Raw genomic sequence first — 18,821 nt, forward strand, 5'->3', positions numbered from 1 at the left:
TGTACCAAAAAGGGGAAGATGGAAATTGGATTTTATTACATATGGAATCCTTAACGAAGAATTTAGAAGAAGGAGAAACGATAGAATTGCCAGAGGTATATTTCGTATTTATGTAAGTAAAAGAATGAAACTAGAACGATTTCAATGTCATTTGTATGGCCAACTCTTGCGTTTATGTTTAGTCGCAATCGTTACTTATCAAATGCGAAGGCTTTTATGGGAGAAGCAAGGAAAAGAAAAGAAATGAATGAGTTGAAATGTGCTTATATGGTGCAGATTTATCTAAAAAAAATACACGCCGCACTTTTTTATACTGTCCAACATCCTGTTTCAGTGCTCAGCAGGCTCTTTCAAGATATCAGTAAGAATGGGAGAAAAGCACGGCGGTATAAAAAAAGAACACCGTTTGAGATCCTAGGCTTAATAGGTAAATCAACGGATCAACTTCCAATGGCTTCATAAAAAATAGGTACCATAGGATGTTCTATTTGAGTATGTCCAAAATACAGGATTGTATTCAAAGATTGTAAAAAAAGTGTCTCCGATGCTTTTAGCATCGGAGACACTTCTTTAAAGTTGATGGCTATGCCATTTAGAGGATGATTTTTTTGTTCTTGGATTTATCTATCTAAAACAAAAAACGGACAAAATCTGTCCACCTAAATTCAGTATAATTCGATATATAAAATAAACAAAGAAATATTATTTAAAAGCTGAGTTTTGGCAAGTCGCTTGATTCAAATTCGATATGTATGGAGGAAATAAGATGAAAAAAGTTATGGGGAGTATTTTATTAAGCGCTATTTTAATGGCGACAGGTTGTAGTAGTGATGATGTGGACGAAGTTGTAAATAAAGCAGATAAAAAAGTAAAAGAAGAAGTTGTAGTAGCTACTACAAAAGATCATGAACATGTACAACAAATAAAAACTGCTAGATTACCAAATTATGAGAAGGTGACGATAGAAGAAGCTTTTCATAAATTTTTTAAGAATTCGAAATGGAAATACTTTATTTCGGAAGATCATGAAGAAATCGTCGAGTTTACAGGAAATTGCGTATATCAAGAACAAGAAGTAAAAGCTAAAATTCAATTTGTTTTAAATAAAGAGGATCAAACTTTCAAATTAAAAGCAATGGCTTTAAATGATATAGCGCAAAACGAGCTTATAACAGCCGCTATGTTGCATTCTATTTATGATGGAGGTAATCAAGAAGAGGAAAATCAAAATAATAAAAATGAAGCAAAAGAAGAAAAACCAGAAGGATCGGTAAAGGCCGATTCATATTTTGAGTAATAGTGAGAGTGTAAAGAATTTGTTAATGCGACATAAATACTACTACATTATAAGTTATAATCTATTTATAACAATTTAATGAAATTAAAGAGAATTAATTCACAAATTTATAAACGGCGGTGTGGGGAATGGATTATAATTTTGAGATTTTAGCGCTTTTAGATGATTCGATGGAGTTTGAGAAGTTACATAGTAAGTTTAATCGTTTTAATCCTTTCAAAATATTGAAGGTGGATAAGTTTGAGATTCGGCATTCTAATATGATTGCTTGGTTACTTGATCCTACGGAGAATCATCATTTAAGTTCTATGTTTGTAAATAAGTTGCTTTCTAAAACGTTTGTAAAAGCGGAGAATGAGGAGTTAATTGGTCAATATAATTTTATTAAATTACATAAGCAGTCTCTTCAAGATTTAGAAGTTTTTCGTGAAGTACAGACGGAAAATAATAAAAGAATTGATATTTTGGCAGTATCAGAATCGCAAAAGGTTGCTATTTTGATTGAAAATAAATATAAGTCATCTGAATCAGATGGACAATTACAAAATTATATCAATTTTGTTAGTGAGAAATATGAAGGGTATACGATCATTCCAATCTTTTTAAGTTTAGATGGTAGTGCGCCAAGTCATACGTCGTATCTTACGTTAGATTACGGGGATATTTTAAATATCTTGAAAGCGCAATTGGAGATTTATAGTGAGTATACGTCTAGTACGATTAAAGATTTCATTTCCTATTATATTGATATATTAGAGGGAGAATTAGTTCGTGATGAGGAAGACATTGAACTAGCTTTAACGGTGTATAAAAACCATAAAGTTGCTGTTGATTTTCTATGTTTAAATGGTAACGGAAAAGTGGTTGGAAAGTTTGTTAGTAAAGAGTTGCAAAGAGCTGTGAAGAAATTGGATGATGAAGTGAAAGAGGATCTTCGCAAAATCTATAAGAAGTATGCTGAAACACTTCGTTTTATACATAAAGCTGGAAATAGTGTAATGAGAGAGGCGTTCTTACAGTTTATAGAACAAAATCAAATACCAAATGGTTGTTATAAAGAACATATTCGTATTCCATCATTCATTTTCGAAGAGTGGAGACAACTTGATGAGATTGTTGGCGTTCCAAAAGGTGAGTGGTGGCTACGTAATGCTCTTATTACTTGGTTTGAAAGAGAACCAGATGGGCGTATGAAGCTTACGATTGAAGTAGGTCCGTTAGAACAATATGAGAATCGATTAAAGTTATTATGTAAGCTAGAAGAGAATGGTGTAACGATTAAAGAGAAAGCGAAAGAAAATGGAGCGAAGTTTACGCGAATTTACACAGTATATATGGATGTTAAAGATTGGGCGAATCAGGATGAGATTCTTCAAGTGATGAATAACATTTATAACAGTGCAGATTTTAATCAAGTCGTTTCCGCGATAGATGATACGATAGCTAGCTTTATAAATGGAGAAGAAGATGATACGGCTGAAGAACGTAATCAAACAGAAGAAAATGTTTTATCTAATGCATTCCAAGTATTTACTCAACAACATCAACTTCAAGAAGGTCTCTATAAAATGAGCAGTAAAAAACCGTCATTTATTATGCCAGAGTTTCGCTTACTGGAAGAACAATTTGGCATACCGAAACGGAAGTGGTGGTTAAACAACTGTACGATTATGTGGTTTGAACGTTTGACAGGCAATAGATTGAAACTGACCCTAGAAATTGGCCCACTCGAGTCACAAAAGAGAGTTTCGCTCTTAACAACACTTGAAAGTAAAGGCAAAAAAATAAGCGCAGCAGCGAAGAGACCCGGAACATTGTATTCAAAAATTTATACGAACACATACAATATTAGCAATTGGTCAGATGAAGCCATAGTGATACATGCTATGAACGAGTTATTCAATGATACGAAATGTCAAAATGTGATTCAAATATTAACAGAAATCGCTGAAGAGGGCGTTCATATTTAAAAAGGATTGCCAAGTACAGAGGGATGTACTTGGCATTTGTTTTCATGTAATAAAGGAGAGTATTCACTAATGACATTAGCAAAAACACAAATACAACAATTCATAGCAAAACAATTGGAGCTTTTTGAGTTGAAAGAACTAGATGTTGAGTTCGCAGTTCGAGGGCTGGATTTTGATCCGAACATGTTTATTCGTGCAGGGGGAATAGGGTTTTATAGATTGGTATGGAATAGTCCTGCCGTACCAGATATGCCAGGGTTTACGCATCATATATTATTATGGGAACATCTAGAGGAATTAAGTGACAGTAAGAAAGTAGTGGAAATTCAAGAGAGTATTAGTATGGTATCAGCAGTGTAAGTTTTGCAATACAAAGTCTTTGCCAGAACATTTTTTTGAGGATGGCGTATGTCAGGGGTGTGCTAGTGTGCATTTTGGGGTAATGTATTGATGTTTTGGAAGTGTGTATAGTGAACGGAAAAGAGTGGATTAAGAAATGGATTTTGAGTATTTACGGAAGCTGTTTAATCAAAAAAGAGTCTATATAAATATTTCCTTTTATAAAAATAATGCGTTATTATAATTTTATAAGTTAAGATAGAAAGGGAAATAAAATGGATGTTAATAATATAGAGTTACCAGAATCATTAAAAGAAGTAATTTGGGACGGGTGGATACTCCTTGGTGTCACATTTGTTGTATGTACTGTGCTTGTAATTATTAGATCTTATATACCAGATGATGTGCTACCTATAATTAAAGGTGTTGTAGCATTAGTTATTTTAGGCGTGATATTTTATATAGCTTATTAGAGTAATTAGTATGGTTTATGAGTGAAAAGAGGTTGAAATGGCTAAGCGAAAGAAAAAGCAAGATGAATCAATATTGGGATCTTTACTAGTTATGACATTTTTCGGAGTGTTGTGGAAACCGGAATTTTTAGTACCGATAGTAATGGTATCAGCAGCAATTATATTATTATATATGTATGTGAATGTAAAAAAACTAAGGGAATTTCGACAATCAGGAATTTATGATATTGATAAAATGAGCGGACACCAGTTTGAAAAATATTTAGGAAGTCTATTTCAGGCTTTGGGTTATAAAACAGAGGTTACTAAAGCATCTAACGATTTTGGTGCAGATTTAATTTTGAGAAAAAATGATAAAAGAATTATTGTACAGGCCAAACGCTATAAGAATAACGTTGGAATTAAATCTGTTCAGGAGATTGTTGGTGCAAAAGAATTTTATAAAGCTGATGAAACATGGGTTGTTACAAATAGTGAATTTACAGCTGCAGCATACAAACTCGCTAAAGTGAATCGGGTTGTGTTAATTAATCGAGAGAAACTTATTAAGCTAATCAGCCAAGGTAAACGAGGAAAAGAAAAATGAGCGATATAAAAAGCTTGATATGGATTTAATGAAAAGGCACTATGAAAAGTGTCTTTTTGTTTTAAATATAGAAAAATAATCCAGATAAATTATGTTTTAGTATATAATTTAAAATGAGAATAACATACTGTCATAAAGTACAGTATGTTGCAATAATAATATTTTTAATAGTAGAAGAGTAGTTTTGATAAATTTTTAGCACTAAAAACATTTATATATAGTTATATAAAGTTTTATGAAAATATATAATATGAAAAAAGAGGGGATTCTTGTGGGTTTACACATTATACCGAATGATTTGCCAAGCTTGACTCCAGGTGAGAGAAAAGTACTTGAAAAGGTTCGGTCTTTATATAAAGATGTGCAGAGAGAAGCGTATTTATATATTCAGCCAAGAATTAGACATTTAGAACCTGATTTTATTTTAATTGATTCACAAAGAGGTGTAACAATCTTTGAAGTGAAAGATTGGGAACTTTCTTATATTAGTAGAGCGGATAGAAGAAAAATAGATTTAGCAGATGGAAAACAGGTAGATAATCCATTTTGTAAAGCTAACTTATACCATACTGCAGCACAGAGATTATTTAGGTTACAAGATATTTTGAAAAATGAAAGGAACGAATTAAAGTTTAAATTACATACTAATGTTATATTTCCGTATCTCCATTCTAATAAGATTGAAGAGAGTGGATTAGAGCAAGTATTTAATCAGCCACCAGCGCAATATATTTCATCTGATATGTTAAGTAAAGTAAATATAAATCAGTTATTCAAAAATGAATTTAGTTTCGTAGAAGAAGATGAAATTATTGCAATACGAACTCTATTATTTCCGGAAATTAAAGTTAGTTGTAGTGATAATCAAATCAGTACAAAAGAATTAATTACAGCACTAGATGCAGAGCAAGAACGTTTTGCAAAACGTGTACCATATGGTCACTATATGGTAACTGGGGTTCCGGGTAGTGGAAAAACAGTTTTATTGCTAGCTCGTGCGATTCATCTGGTACGTGAACATCCAGAATGGAAAATAAAAATATTAACGTATAATAAGTCGTTACAAACAAAAATTGAAAACAAATTGAATTCCTTAGCAGCTGATCTTACTTTTATGAATGTACGTTTGGAAAATATAGATGTTAGTACTTTTCATAAATTTGCACTAGATACAGCGAGTGTATGCGTACCGAAAAAATATACAGTGAAATGGTGGAATGAAGAGTTGCCTGAAATAGCTATACAGCGAGCGCAATCATCATATGATGCTGTTTTAGTGGACGAATATCAAGACTTTCTAGATGATTGGATTAGATTATGTGTGAAATCTTGTAAAGAACATACGTATATTAATAATCAAAAGGAAACCGTTACTGGGATAAATTTATTTTTAGCAGGGGATAGACTACAGAGTATTTATAACAACTCAGATCATAGTTGGAAGAGCTTAGGTATTGATATGCGTGGGCGAAGTTCTTTACTAAAGAAATCATATCGTGCCGGTAGCCAACATATAGATTTAGCCCTTAATTTCTTGAAACAAGAAAAGAAGTTGGAAGAGGAAGTAAATAAATTTTATTGTCCAATGAGTGAACTATCTTTTGAGAATGAAATGAAAGATGGAGTTAGTTTTATTGAAGGATCATATGAAGATATTAGTAATAAAGTTTACCAGCTGATTAAGCGCGAGGGCTATAAGCCAGAAGATATATTGATCTTATGCAGAGAGCGAAAAGATTGTGAGAGTATACAGGAAAAACTAAATCATGAAATACGTCAAAAAGTAAAAGTTACAAAAAATATTACTGAGGGACATTTAATTATAACAACGTATCATTCGTCGAAAGGTCTTGAGGCACCAATTGTATTTTTAGTTGATGTGGACAAGTTTGAAAGAATGGAGCTCGAACAAAATGATATTAAACTACGTAAGCTATTATATGTAGGCATGACAAGATCATCTGAGCATTTATACATTCATGCTGGAAGTTATGATAAACCTTCTTTTGGGCAGGTATTAAGGCATGAAATATCTTGAGGACATGTAGGGTGTTTATATGTTTAGGGATATAAGTTGAAAATAATAATTAGAATATCCTTAGAAATCTGAAGAGGAGTATAATTGAACTGAATGATAAAATATTAAAGGGGTAGGACGGAGGAATTATGATGATACATACTTTAGTAAGGGGACAAAAGATAGACGTTACAAAGAATCATCCAGAGATTAAAGGGTTACTGGTAGATTTAACTTGGAATGCCCCGATGAATATGGATGTAGATGCATCAGCTTTTTTAGTAGGGTTTAATGGGAAAATTACTAAAGAAGAAGATTTCGTTTTCTATGGACAACCTTATTCTAGTTGTCGATCTGTTCAATTGCATCAAAATGAAACAAATGGAAGTAAACAAAGATTTTCGATAGATTTTACTCATATAAAAGATGAGGTACAAAAGATTGTATTTTCGATTACAATTCATAATGCGGAAGAGAAGAAACAGGCGCTACGAGATGTTTCCCATATTCAATTGAAAATAAACAACGCACAATCAGGGTTAGAAATTATTCATTTTCCTATCACGTATCCATTTACGGATGAAAGTGCCATTATTGTTGGAGAGCTATATCGACATGGAGGAGGATGGAAGTTCAATCCTATTGGAGCTGGCTATTTTGGTGGGTTAGCTGCATTGTGTACAAGTTTTGGAATAGAGATCGCAGATGATGAAAAACAAACTGCCCCTCCTGTAGAGAAGAAAGTAGTTCCTACTCCGCCTCCAGTACAAAAAACTATTAATGCAGTGAAGGTTGAATTGAAGAAAAAACAATCTATAAATATACAAAAATCTAAAATGGTAACCGCTACTTTAGAGTGGGAAACAAATAAAGATTTAGACTTATATTGTTTTTACGTAACAACCAAGGGTGAGATAGGAAAGGTTTATTATAAAAATCTAGGTTCGTCTAAAGTATCGCCGTATATTGTGTTGGACGGTGATTCGCAAGAACCAGGAAAAGAAACAATCCGTATTTATCGACCAGAAGCTTTAAAATATGTTTTATTTGCTGCATATAGTGCTGTCGGAAATGGGATAGGGAGTTTCTATTCTATGAAGGCTAAAGCTGTTGTCGATAATCATATGGGAAGCGTTGTAACAGCACCATTATTAGAAATAAATGACCATGCTTATTGGGTGTGTATTGCTCATATTGATTTCACGAATTCAAATGAGATGAAAATTTCACACGTAGAAAGTTACTCAAAAGACCATTCAGAGGCTTCACCACTGTTGTACGAGAACGGGAAGTTTCGAATGGATGTTGGGCGATTGAATTTAAAAATGAAGAGGATTATCAGAAGTATTTTAAGGGGAAATGAAGAAATAACTGATTTTGCATAGATGGAAGTATTATTAAATATTGTATATAATATGTGTTAATTTTTATGATATATATTAAATGGATTATAGCTAGGTAAGTTTTTATATACTATCTAGATATAATCCATTTTTGTTAATAAGAAAGATAATTATTTATTCGTTTTGTTAATGATTTGGGCGATATAAGAATTATTCAACCAATAACACTGCTTTGTAATATGTTGGCCATCAGGTAAAGTTACTTTATCGGCACCGTTGCGGGCTTTTGGTCTAATATGCGCGACACCGTTGAAATTTATTTTTGGTAGGTTATTTGCTTCGACGACTTTGTCACCACGTTTTTTATATTCAATTTGAATACCCTCATGTATTACTTTATTAACTTCTGCCCATAGTTCACGTATTTCTTTTTCTATTGTAGGAGCAGGCATGTTCCAAAGTTTAATGCCTTTAAAGTAGAGTTTACGATTTGGATTTTCTTTTTTTGTTTGGTTAAATTCAAAAATTACGAATAAAAACTTGGTTTGATAGAAGCGTTCTCTAATTTCGCTTTCTTCCCATGATTCGTTTGTCCATTGATGAAAATCGATTGTTTCAAATGACATGCTTTGTTCAGGTTTACCGTTGGGCTCTAAACGAACTGTTTTAAATTCTATATTAGCTTTCGCAAATTCTTCAATTTTATCGAGTCGAGTTCCTTTGATACCAAGTAAAGAGCTTACTAATAGTGGAACAAAGCTTTTTGTTGTAGGTTTGTAATCAATAGATAATTTTTGAGCGATTTCTTGATCAGTTAAGCCTATGTAATTTTCAAATTTTGAATAAAGGATTTCTTCTAAAGATTTTCCTTTTAGTTCATTTGTTGTTGTAAAACTTACTAGTTCTTCGTTTAGGTGATACCTGCGAACTAGTGCTGTCATATAAGAAGGCTTTAATGAAAAAGCTCTTTGCATTGCTGGAATTTCAGAATACGGTTGTGAGCGAAGTGAATTTTTATTGGAACCCTTAGTGCAAGCTCCTAAATAGTTTGTATCACCTTCAGATAATTCATGTGCTTTGCCGGCACGAATTTTATTTACGATGGTTTCCCAGTCTTGTCTAATTATTTCTAAATCAGCTTCGGGATAGGTGAATAAAAGGCTTTTTGTAATGTGAAAATCTTTACGGTCTACACCAGGTACCCATTCATAGAACATTAATAGTATTTTTTCGTTTTTCTTCCAAAAGCTTGAGGTTTCAAAGTGTGTATGAACTTCTTCCATATAGTTGATAATATTTAAGACTAGCCGCTCTTTGGCAGATAATGAACCGTTTTTATTTTGTTTAAATGCAGTTACTTTAAGTTCAATACCAAGGTGTTTAAAGTCAGCTTCTGCGTTTGAATTGACTTCATATCCAAAAAAGCTTTCTTCGATTACTTGCCCTAGTCCACCTTTCGATTTAGCATTTGCAAGTCGGTTAGTGGAATCAATTTCACCAAATGTTTTTCCTTTAGCTTCATGTGCTTTTTTCATTAGTTCTTCTATTGTAGTATAGTCCATAATAAACTCCTTTCTGTATCCAGTGCTGCGTTATATGATTTTAAACAATACATATTAAATCTATGCTATAATAAAAAGCTGTTTCAATTTTATACAAGTAAAATTTATAAGAAGGAAAAGTCAGTTTTTTCTATTAAATAACAGTTATATTGGATCTATTCAAGGCGATTTGTTTCGTTTATACTATTGATATAGTAACGAATTATTTTCTTAACGGTTACAAGTTAAAAAGTATGATTCCTAAAATGTTATAGTTGATCTTTTCCTCACTTTTTATTATAATGAAGCATAGATAAATAAAATACCGAAAGGATGTTCGTGTATTTATGGTGAAAGTAGTAGAACTTTTCGCGGGAGTAGGAGGTTTTAGATTAGGACTAGAAGCAAATGAAAAATTTGAAGTTCTTTGGGGGAACCAGTGGGAGCCCTCAACTAAAGCACAACACGCATTTAATTGTTATGCAACTCGCTTTGAAAATAAAGGAATACATGTAAATAGAGATATAGCTGAAGCTTGGCCAGAAGTACCTGAGCATGATTTATTAGTAGGTGGATTCCCTTGCCAAGACTATTCTGTAGCACGTACTTTATCAAATGAAAAAGGAATACAAGGGAAAAAAGGTGTTCTTTTTTGGGAGATAATGAATATAGTTAATTCTCGTAAGCCAAGATTTGTTTTGTTAGAGAATGTAGATAGATTATTGAAGTCACCAGCAAAACAAAGAGGTCGTGATTTTTCTATTATGTTGGCGAGCTTTAGAGATGCAGGATATGTAGTGGAATGGAGAGTTATTAACGCTGCGGATTATGGAAATTCTCAAAGAAGACGAAGAGTATTTATTTTTGCGTATTTAAAAGAATCTCATTTCACATTTGTTCAAAGTAAAATGAAGCCTTTAGAGATATTGTGTGAAAATGGATTCTTCGCTCCAATTTTTAATGTGCATGAAGCACCTGAAGAAAACAAAAAAAGAGGGCAATTTGAGTTGCCAGTCGATATTATTGAGGTTTCTGATACATTTAAAGCTGAATACTATAATTCTGGCGTAATGATGGATGGACAAGTATATACCGAAGAATTAGTTCCAGTAACTGAAAGTCCAGAGACTTTAGGTGAAGTTGTTCAAAAGGTATATGATAAATTTGGCCCTGCAGATGAATCGTATTATTTGAAAATGGATAAGGTTAACAAAAAGGGAAGAACGGAATTTGAGGAACTTAAGTATCTTAAAGGTCCTAAAAAAGAAGAAAGAGTGTCAAAGGCGACAGGTCATAAATATTTCTACTCTGAGGGAGGAATGGCTTTCCCTGATGATTTAGATAAGCCTGGACGTACAATGTTAACAAGTGAAGGAACATGTAATAGAAGTTCCCATGTTATTGAAGATCCTTATACAAAAAGACTAAGATATTTAACACCAGTTGAATGTGAGTTATTAAATGGTTTCCCGATGGACTGGACAAATACTGGGATGCCACAAAGAAACAGATACTTTTGTATGGGAAATGCTTTAGTGGTTGATTTGGTGGAGCGAATGGGTCAAAGGATTTTAGAGATTAACGAAGAAGAAGAGAAGATGGATAGTATTGTGCAGTTGAGTTTATTTTAATAAATGAGGGAAGGAGTGATTATTTATAGTCACTCCTTTTGTTATGTATGGATAGATGATAACTGTAGGGGGATTAAACTAAATATAGTAGATTTGAATTATATGTAAATTTAGTCTTCATTTTTATGAGGAAGTGATTAAAATGAATAGTAGTTATATCAAAAAAATAAACAAGAGGGGTTTGGAATATGGCGGGCTATATTTTTAGTTTAGATAAAAAAACAAATGTGGGAGAGTATTTGCAGAATGGGGTATATAGCACTAATCTCAGTGTACCAAAGAAGAACTCTTGGCAATCCCATCATGAAGGAACTTTTGCGGATTATTTCAGCATGAAAGAGGGCGATAATGTATACTTTTTTCAAAATAGAAAAATATATGGAGTCGGCGAGTTAATTAATATAGGTGATGATTGTAAGTATTTAAACTATCCAGGTGCAGATGTTCCTAAGATCCCAGAGTATAAATTAATTAAAGGCAATATGCTTTATCATAGGGACAAAAGTAGTATTAATAATAGATGTTTATGCATCTTTACACCCGCACCTGCATTTTTTCAAAAAGGGATAGACATGGATGAAATACTATCGTTTAGCCCAAAAAGTTTTCGGATGTTAAGAGCTTTTTGGAAAAAATCATTTATTAAGATTGATGAAGAAGAAAATAGAGCGTTGAAAAATATAATCTTAAAAAGAAACGAAGAATATATTTATGAGGATGAAGGGAAGTTTAATCTCGATATATCATTTCATGAAGAACTGAAAAGTAAGATTGGTAATGATTATTTAATGAAGTCAGAGAATATTTTAAACTATGCAGCTGTAGACGATAAGATTAAACATGAAATGGCAATTGAAGCGAGTATAGTAGATGTAATAGCGAATAATGATACTAGTTTATTTGGGAAATGGGACTATGTATCTCATCAAGTAATTGCTTCTCCATTTAAACCTGTTGATTATATGGATAAAATGGATGTTTTTGGATATAAATTTATATCAGGATATGATGTGGTGTCTAAATATTTACTTATAGAGATAAAAAAGGATAAGGCTGATTGTGAAGCCATTGATCAAGTCATGAAGTATGTTGATTGGATAAACCAGGAATATGCTTACGGTGATTATTCAATGATAAATGCATTTCTAGTGGCATCTGAATTTCCTCCACATGTAATAAATTATAAAAATATTGTTTGTAGAAGGAACTATACTATTGGAAGAAGACCTATTGTTCCAGCAGAATGGACGGATATAAAGCTGATTAAATATAGTTATGATGGTAATACAGAGAGTATTCGGTTTGAGGAAATTAGATAATGTATCGTAAAGAATTTTTGATAATATTAATTGAGACTATTTGATTTAAAGTAAGTTTGAAAATGATGGACTTAAGATGAGCAAAAGTAATTTGAAGGGAGTGTAAAATAAAACTTCCCTTTTACTTTTATGTAACAATAATGCGAAAATTTGGATGCGTAATAATTGATTTTTGAGAGGCGGAAATGGTATATTTTTGTTAATATATCTTTTTTATTTACAAGGTATAGGCGTCTTACATAATTGGATGTAAGAGAGAAGGGTTTCTGTTTGTCAATGTTCTGAAGAATCAGAACATCGACGAGCAAGGATAATATTGCTATGATCATTGTAATCGATGAATCGGGCATATTAATCATTCCTTCCACAATTATTAATAGTAATTTAATTCTATTATAATTGAATTGTTTATGAAAATCGTAGTCACTATTTTGTGTATGCTAGGGAGGTTTTCTGTTTGAATCAGAGTAATAGACTACAATTACAAGACTTCCCGAGCTCTACACATGTTGATTGGTCTAAATATAAGTTGAAGTCTTATATTCATTTTGATAACAGAATAAAAATCGAGCATGTGAAGAAGTTTATACAGAACCCTGTATGGATTGAGCGGCATGCTTTTTTCCCATTTATACATTTTCAGATAAAGTTTAATAAATATACATTGAAGGATTTACCAAACCGAAATGTTTTAAAGAAGACCGGATTGCCTAAAGATTTAAAAGAGAAAAAGGTTAAAATTAGAGATATTTATTATTCTTCTCATATTGATAGTTATATATATAAGTATTATGGGGAAATGTTGAATAGATTTTATAATCAATATGCAATTGAAAAGCATATTGATTGTAATGTGTTGGCGTATAGAAATAATAAAAAAGGTTTTAATAATATAGATTTTGCACACGAAGTATTTGAATTTCTTTTTAAACATAAAGAGGCGATTATAATTTCTTTAGATTTCACAAGTTTTTTTGATAATATTAACCATAAAGCACTTAAACGAAAAATTAAAGCTATATTAGATTGCGAAGAGCTTCCTAAAGATATTTATAAAATTTATAAAAGTATAACTCAGTTTAGTTATGTTAATAAGGCTGATATAGATGAATTTTTAATACAGAAATTCGGAAAAGATTTACTTGGGCAAAAATTGAAGGATAGATCTTTATCAAGAGTTATGAATCCAAGAGAATATAGGGAGTTTAAAAAAACAAAAAAAATATTAAAAAATAAAAAACCTTTTGGAATTCCGCAAGGATCAGGAATGAGCGCGGTTTGTTCCAATATACATTTAATAGATTTTGATCAAGAATTAAAAGAGTGGGCGGAATCTCACAATGCTTTATATAGAAGATATTGTGACGATTTAATTCTTGTCATTCCTGAAAATGGTGTTACCTTAGAGAGGGTAAAGCTTTTTAAAACTGAAGTGACAGATATAATTGGGGAATATAGGGATGATGGATTGGTTATTCAAAAAGATAAAACTGAAGTTAGATTATATCAAGATGGTATAATAAAAGGAGAGAATGGAGAAGCGAGTCAACTAGATTATTTAGGGTTTGTTACGGATGGATTAACAGTAAAGGTGCGAGAGAAAAGTTTATTTAAATACTATACTCGCGCCTATAGAAAAGCAAAGGTTTGTAAAAATATCACTTTGAAAACTGGTAAAAAATATGAGAGAGGAAAATTATATAAAAGATATACACATTTAGGATTTAAATATAAAAAACATGGGAATTTTATTTCTTATGCAAATAAGGCACATGAAAAAATGAAATCTTTACCAATTAAGAGCCTTATAAAGAACCAAATAAAACGCCATTGGTATAAAATACATAAAGTTTTAAATGGTAACTAGTTTTTATATAGTTTGTTTAATTGATTGCAGGTATAGCAATTAGGTGGGCGAAATAGTTTTCTTATTATTGGAGATTAAATCTAATTTAAATATAGTGTGCTGTGATTGATAATATTGCTATATCTTTAATAGCTAGGGGAGAGGTGAGAGTAAGTATAGTTCTACACTGGACATCCCCTAGCTTTTTGTGATTGTTCAAAGACCTTAATTATATGAGAAAAACAAACTATATAATCAATATACATAAAAATGATTATATTATTTACAATCTTTTAGTTAGATAATCCCCTTGCACCTCCCCCAACGTCACCCCCTAACCTAAAAAGGACAAATCAAAAAAGGGGGGACCAAACCACTCATGAAAACCACCACAAAAGAAAAAAGAAACACCATCATCATGCTACTGCTTTCAGCCGTAATAGGAATCTTTTCGCCACTATTCATGTACATCACGCTGGCACGGAAAAATGAAGTGTACAAATACCGTTGCCGAAAGGCGTTCAACTTTCATTTATTAATCTTTCTTCTATTTAATATTAGTTCGCGTATTAGTGATGTTTTGTTTTGGATCGTATTTGTCTTTGAGGTCGTTCAAGTGATTATTGTTGCATGGAGTGTAATACGCGACGAACCATATCGCTATTTCATTCGAATACCGTTATTTAAAGAAGATAAGTATGCGGTGGAAGGAGAATAGGTGATGAAACAAGAAGTGGAGATAAGGGGAAAGCGACTTTTGGTTATGATTGCAGTGTTGTTTATTGCGATTTATATTGTTTTACGAAAAAGAAAGTATGAGTACTTTTATGATGGTATTAGTGAGTATGAAAATCGGTATAGAGGGAATGTTCCTTTTTTATTAATTGTTGTAGGTTTGTTTCAATATTGTCGGCACAATGAGATGAGTTTTTCTCGTATGCTTCAGTATGTGAGAGAGAAGTTAGCGGAGTAGGTGATGATATGGCGTGGATGATTAGTGAATTTGCAAGTGTTGGGGATGTTACGGTGCGGACGCTTCGTTATTATGACAAGATTAATTTATTAAAGCCGAGCGATTATACTGAAGGCGGGCATCGGTTATATACGAAAGATGATTTGTATGTGCTGCAACAAATTCAATCGTTTAAGCATCTTGGTTTTTCACTTGGTGAAATTCAAAATATTATGTTGCAGCGTGATGTAGATACTGAAGATTTTTTAAGACAAATGGATTTTCAAAGAGAAGTGCTTTTGGCAGAGCAAGAAAGAATTGCGAAGGTGCTTTCGCATATGGATGAGATGACGAAGAAGTTTCAAAAGGAAGAACGAGTGGATGTCGCTTTGTTTTCTTCGTTTTTGCAAACTTTTATATGGGAGAAAGAAAATAAGGAATGGTTAGAGGAACATTTTTCAACGGATAGTGTTCGAGCGTTTTATAATAATAAGGAACTAAAAGAAAAGTTTGATCGACGTTTTATGGATGTGATAGTGAAGTTGAAAAAGTATAAGGAAGAAGAGAGGGATCCTAGTCATCATGACGTTCAAGTTACTTTGAAGGAATTTTTCAATTTAATAGAAGAGGTAATGAACTATCTTGATACACCTCAATGTGATATAGAGGACATAATTAGACGATCAAACCTCCCACTAGCCGAATTCCCAGCCCTTTTCACAACCGAAGAAGAAAACTATATAAAAGAAGCAATGAAGCAGTTTAACAACTAGTTAAACTGCTTTTCTATTATAATAAAAGAAAAACCAAACGGAGGAAAATCCCATGCCAACCTACAACAAACTAATCCGAGACAAAATCCCACAAATAATAAAAGCCAATGGAAAAACACCCACAACAAGAATCCTACCCCAAGATGAATACATAAAAGAAATCTGCAAAAAAACACAAGAAGAACTATCCGAATATCTAGAAGCAGACACAAAAGAACATAAACTAGAAGAACTATCCGACCTACTAGAACTAATAAACGCCCTAGCCGAACAAGAAGGTACAACACTAGAAGAAATCAACAACATCCGAAAAAAGAAAGAAGAAGAACGAGGCGGCTTCTCAGATCGAGTCTTTCTAATCGAAGTAACCGAAAACTAGCCCCTCCTAAGCCCCTTACAAGCCCCTACCAAGTAATAAATCACTAAGAAAAAACAAAACAAAAACAAAAACACCAACAAACACCGTAGTAGTAGTCGAAAAAACATTTGAAATAACACGCCAAAAACCTGGCCATCTGCCCATATATATTATGAAGAGGTTTTCATTTTTGAATGGAGACGGGAGGAATTAGGATGGCGGTGTATCGTAATGTGCAGGTGAATTTTTGGCAGGATGATTTTGTTTTGGATTTGACGCCGGAGGAGCGGTATTTTTATGTTTACTTATTAACTTGTTCGAAGACGACGCAGTGCGGGATTTTTCCTTTTCCGAAGCGGTTAGCTGAAATGGAGACTGGTTATAACCGGGAGACTGTTGATAAGCTTGTGCAGCGCTTTGTTGATTATGGGAAGATTTTTTATGATGCGGAGACGCGGGAGTTATTCGTTTTGAATTGGCTTCGGTATAATCCTGTGACGAATACGAATGTGGAGAAGTGTGTGCTTCGTGAGCTGAAGGGTGTGAAGAATAAGGAGTTTGTACATATGTTTCTTCAGAAGTGCGTAGAGGAGGAGCTGAATGTTCCGATGCTTCTAGCGCATTTCGGTATGCCTGGTGATTTGGCTATGGATGATGTTGAGCCGGTTTTTTGCGAGGAGACAGAGGAAGAAGAGGTTATAGAGGAAGAAACGGGAAGTCGCGTGTTTTCTTTTTATGAGCAACATTTCGGTAGTTTGTCTCCGTTTGCGGTGGAGGAATTGAGTGCGTGGATGGAAGATTTGTCAGAGGAGCTTGTGCTGAAGGCTCTTCAAATTGCGTTTGAGAATAATAAGCGGACGATTGCTTATGTGAAGGGGATTTTGAGAGGGTGGCACGGGAAAGGATTTACGAAAGTGTGTGAGGTTGAGGCAGATACGGCTAAGTTTAGGAAGAAGGAGTCGTCTGTTAGTACGGGGGAGACGGAGGAGTTTTTGGCGAGGTGTGAGGAGTGGGAGAAGAATGCGCCGTCTGAGGAAGAGTTGCAGCGCTTTTTAGCGGAACGCGGGTGGCGGCCATGAGTATTCAAAATGTGGAGGCGGAAAAGACAGTATTAGGTTCTCTATTACTTGATGGAGAGCTTATTAAGGAGTGCCGTTTGACGGAGCAGTATTTTTCTATGCCAGTGCATAAGTCTATATTTCAGTTAATGCGAAAAATGGAAGAAGAGGGGCAAGCGATTGATCTTGTGACGTTCACTTCTAGGATAGATCCGAAATTTTTGCAGGGAATCGGGGGAATGGAGTATTTTATAGGGTTAATGGATGGTGTGCCTACTACTAGCAACTTCTCTTATTATGAGGGGCTTGTTCGAGGTGCCTGGAAAATGTATCAGGCTGGGGTTCTTGGGCACAAGATGGGAGAGCGTCTTATTGCGGAGAAGAATGAGAACATTATTGGTGAGACGATTACGGCACTTTGTGAGTTAGAGGAAAAGGACTGTGTATGTGAGTTTGATTTGAAGGATGCGCTAGTTGATTTATATGAAGAGCTTCATCAAGATGCGAAAGAGATTACTGGTATTGAGACTGGTTATACATCGCTAAATAAAATGACGTGTGGACTTCAGGAAGGTGATTTTGTCGTTCTTGGTGCGCGTCCTTCTATGGGGAAGACTGCGTTTGCGCTAAATGTGGGACTGCATGCGGCGAAGTCTGGAGCGGCGGTTGGATTGTTTTCGTTAGAGATGAGTAGTAAGCAATTGTTAAAAAGGATGGCATCTTGCGTAGGCGAGGTGTCAGGAGGTAGGCTGAAAAATCCGAAGCACCGTTTTGCGATGGAAGACTGGGAAAGGGTGAGTCAGGCGTTTGCGGAAATCGGTGAATTACCGCTTGAGATTTACGGTCATGCAGGCATTACAGTGCAAGATATTTGGATGCAAACTCGTAAGTTAAAGAGGAAGCACGGTGATAAAAAGGTTTTAATTATTGTAGATTACTTGCAGCTTATTACGGGCGATCCGAAGCATAAGGGCAATCGATTTCAAGAGATTAGTGAAATTTCTCGTAAGCTTAAGTTATTATCGCGTGAATTAAATGTTTGTGTAGTAGCGTTGTCGCAATTATCTCGTTCTGTAGAGTCACGTCAAGATAAGCGCCCTCTTTTATCTGACTTACGAGAGACAGGACAAATTGAGCAAGATGCGGATGTGATTATGCTTATGTATCGGGAGGATTATTATGATAAGGAAACGGTGCAGAAAGAGATGACGGAGATTCATGTGGCGAAGCATCGGAATGGGCCTGTGGGGAGTTTTAAGCTGAGGTTTATGAAGGAGTTTGGGCGGTTTGTGGAGAGTTTGAATAAGGGATAGGACTT

The 18,821-nt window shown here is 33.9% G+C and carries 15 protein-coding genes and 3 pseudogenes; 17 read left to right on the plus strand and 1 reads right to left on the minus strand.

Going from position 1 to position 18,821, the window contains the following annotated elements:
* Positions 1-144 precede the first annotated feature (144 nt).
* The 8 genes and pseudogenes from CO726_RS32415 to CO726_RS12730 all read left to right on the plus strand — a co-directional run bounded on the left by CO726_RS32415 (position 145) and on the right by CO726_RS12730 (position 8,045).
* Entirely contained in the window at positions 145-462 is a 318-nt protein-coding gene (locus tag CO726_RS32415; protein WP_245916632.1) for a hypothetical protein, read from the plus strand.
* 286 nt (positions 463-748) lie between these two features.
* A pseudogene (locus CO726_RS12700) lies at positions 749-1,294 on the plus strand (hypothetical protein); the annotation flags it as partial.
* 131 nt (positions 1,295-1,425) lie between these two features.
* Complete coding sequence (locus CO726_RS12705) at positions 1,426-3,267, plus strand: PDDEXK-like family protein (protein ID WP_099684475.1); 1,842 nt, start codon at positions 1,426-1,428, stop codon at positions 3,265-3,267.
* Between the two features lie 69 nt (positions 3,268-3,336).
* A pseudogene (locus CO726_RS12710) lies at positions 3,337-3,718 on the plus strand (hypothetical protein).
* A gap of 163 nt (positions 3,719-3,881) precedes the next feature.
* Entirely contained in the window at positions 3,882-4,079 is a 198-nt protein-coding gene (locus tag CO726_RS12715; protein ID WP_099684476.1) for a hypothetical protein, read from the plus strand.
* Positions 4,080-4,116: 37 nt separating this feature from the next.
* The gene (locus tag CO726_RS12720) at positions 4,117-4,665 is read left to right on the plus strand and encodes a restriction endonuclease (protein ID WP_099684477.1); all 549 of its coding nucleotides are present in this window, start codon (positions 4,117-4,119) and stop codon (positions 4,663-4,665) included.
* Between the two features lie 271 nt (positions 4,666-4,936).
* Positions 4,937-6,703, plus strand: coding sequence for a UvrD-helicase domain-containing protein (locus tag CO726_RS12725; protein ID WP_099684478.1), 1,767 nt, complete (start codon positions 4,937-4,939; stop codon positions 6,701-6,703).
* 131 nt (positions 6,704-6,834) lie between these two features.
* Positions 6,835-8,045, plus strand: a pseudogene (locus CO726_RS12730) (TerD family protein).
* A 150-nt stretch (positions 8,046-8,195) separates the two neighbouring features.
* On the opposite strand, the gene CO726_RS12735 reads toward CO726_RS12730, so the two are convergent.
* Positions 8,196-9,587 (minus strand): Sau3AI family type II restriction endonuclease, encoded by a 1,392-nt coding sequence (locus tag CO726_RS12735; RefSeq protein ID WP_099684479.1) that lies wholly within the window; start codon positions 9,585-9,587, stop codon positions 8,196-8,198.
* Positions 9,588-9,913: 326 nt separating this feature from the next.
* On the opposite strand from CO726_RS12735, the gene dcm reads away from it, so the two are divergent.
* The 9 genes from dcm (at position 9,914) to dnaB (ending at position 18,816) form a co-directional block, all read left to right on the plus strand.
* Positions 9,914-11,197: a DNA (cytosine-5-)-methyltransferase gene (dcm, locus tag CO726_RS12740; RefSeq protein ID WP_099684480.1), complete on the plus strand. Its 1,284-nt coding sequence runs from the start codon at positions 9,914-9,916 to the stop codon at positions 11,195-11,197.
* 188 nt (positions 11,198-11,385) lie between these two features.
* Positions 11,386-12,516, plus strand: a complete 1,131-nt coding sequence (locus tag CO726_RS12745) for a PDDEXK family nuclease (protein ID WP_099684481.1) — start codon at positions 11,386-11,388, stop codon at positions 12,514-12,516.
* Positions 12,517-12,973: 457 nt separating this feature from the next.
* Entirely contained in the window at positions 12,974-14,383 is a 1,410-nt protein-coding gene (locus tag CO726_RS12750) for a reverse transcriptase domain-containing protein (RefSeq protein WP_245916634.1), read from the plus strand.
* Positions 14,384-14,741: 358 nt separating this feature from the next.
* Positions 14,742-15,080: a magnetosome magnetite crystal formation protein family gene (locus CO726_RS12755; RefSeq protein ID WP_099684482.1), complete on the plus strand. Its 339-nt coding sequence runs from the start codon at positions 14,742-14,744 to the stop codon at positions 15,078-15,080.
* A 3-nt stretch (positions 15,081-15,083) separates the two neighbouring features.
* Positions 15,084-15,335, plus strand: coding sequence for a hypothetical protein (locus CO726_RS12760; protein ID WP_099684483.1), 252 nt, complete (start codon positions 15,084-15,086; stop codon positions 15,333-15,335).
* A gap of 8 nt (positions 15,336-15,343) precedes the next feature.
* Positions 15,344-16,087 carry a MerR family transcriptional regulator gene (locus CO726_RS12765; RefSeq protein WP_099684484.1) on the plus strand — a complete coding sequence of 248 codons (744 nt, stop codon included), beginning with the start codon at positions 15,344-15,346 and terminating at the stop codon, positions 16,085-16,087.
* Between the two features lie 52 nt (positions 16,088-16,139).
* Entirely contained in the window at positions 16,140-16,466 is a 327-nt protein-coding gene (locus tag CO726_RS12770) for a nucleoside triphosphate pyrophosphohydrolase (RefSeq protein WP_099684485.1), read from the plus strand.
* Positions 16,467-16,660: 194 nt separating this feature from the next.
* A complete protein-coding gene (locus CO726_RS12775) occupies positions 16,661-17,524 on the plus strand; it encodes a DnaD domain-containing protein (protein ID WP_099684486.1) in 864 nt (287 codons plus the stop codon).
* Positions 17,521-18,816, plus strand: coding sequence for a replicative DNA helicase (gene dnaB / locus CO726_RS12780; protein WP_136699599.1), 1,296 nt, complete (start codon positions 17,521-17,523; stop codon positions 18,814-18,816). Before CO726_RS12775 ends, dnaB begins: the two co-directional genes overlap by 4 nt.
* Positions 18,817-18,821: the final 5 nt, after the last annotated feature.

It is taken from the genome of Bacillus fungorum, from assembly GCF_002746455.1.
Classification (GTDB): Bacteria; Bacillota; Bacilli; order Bacillales; family Bacillaceae_G; genus Bacillus_A; species Bacillus_A fungorum.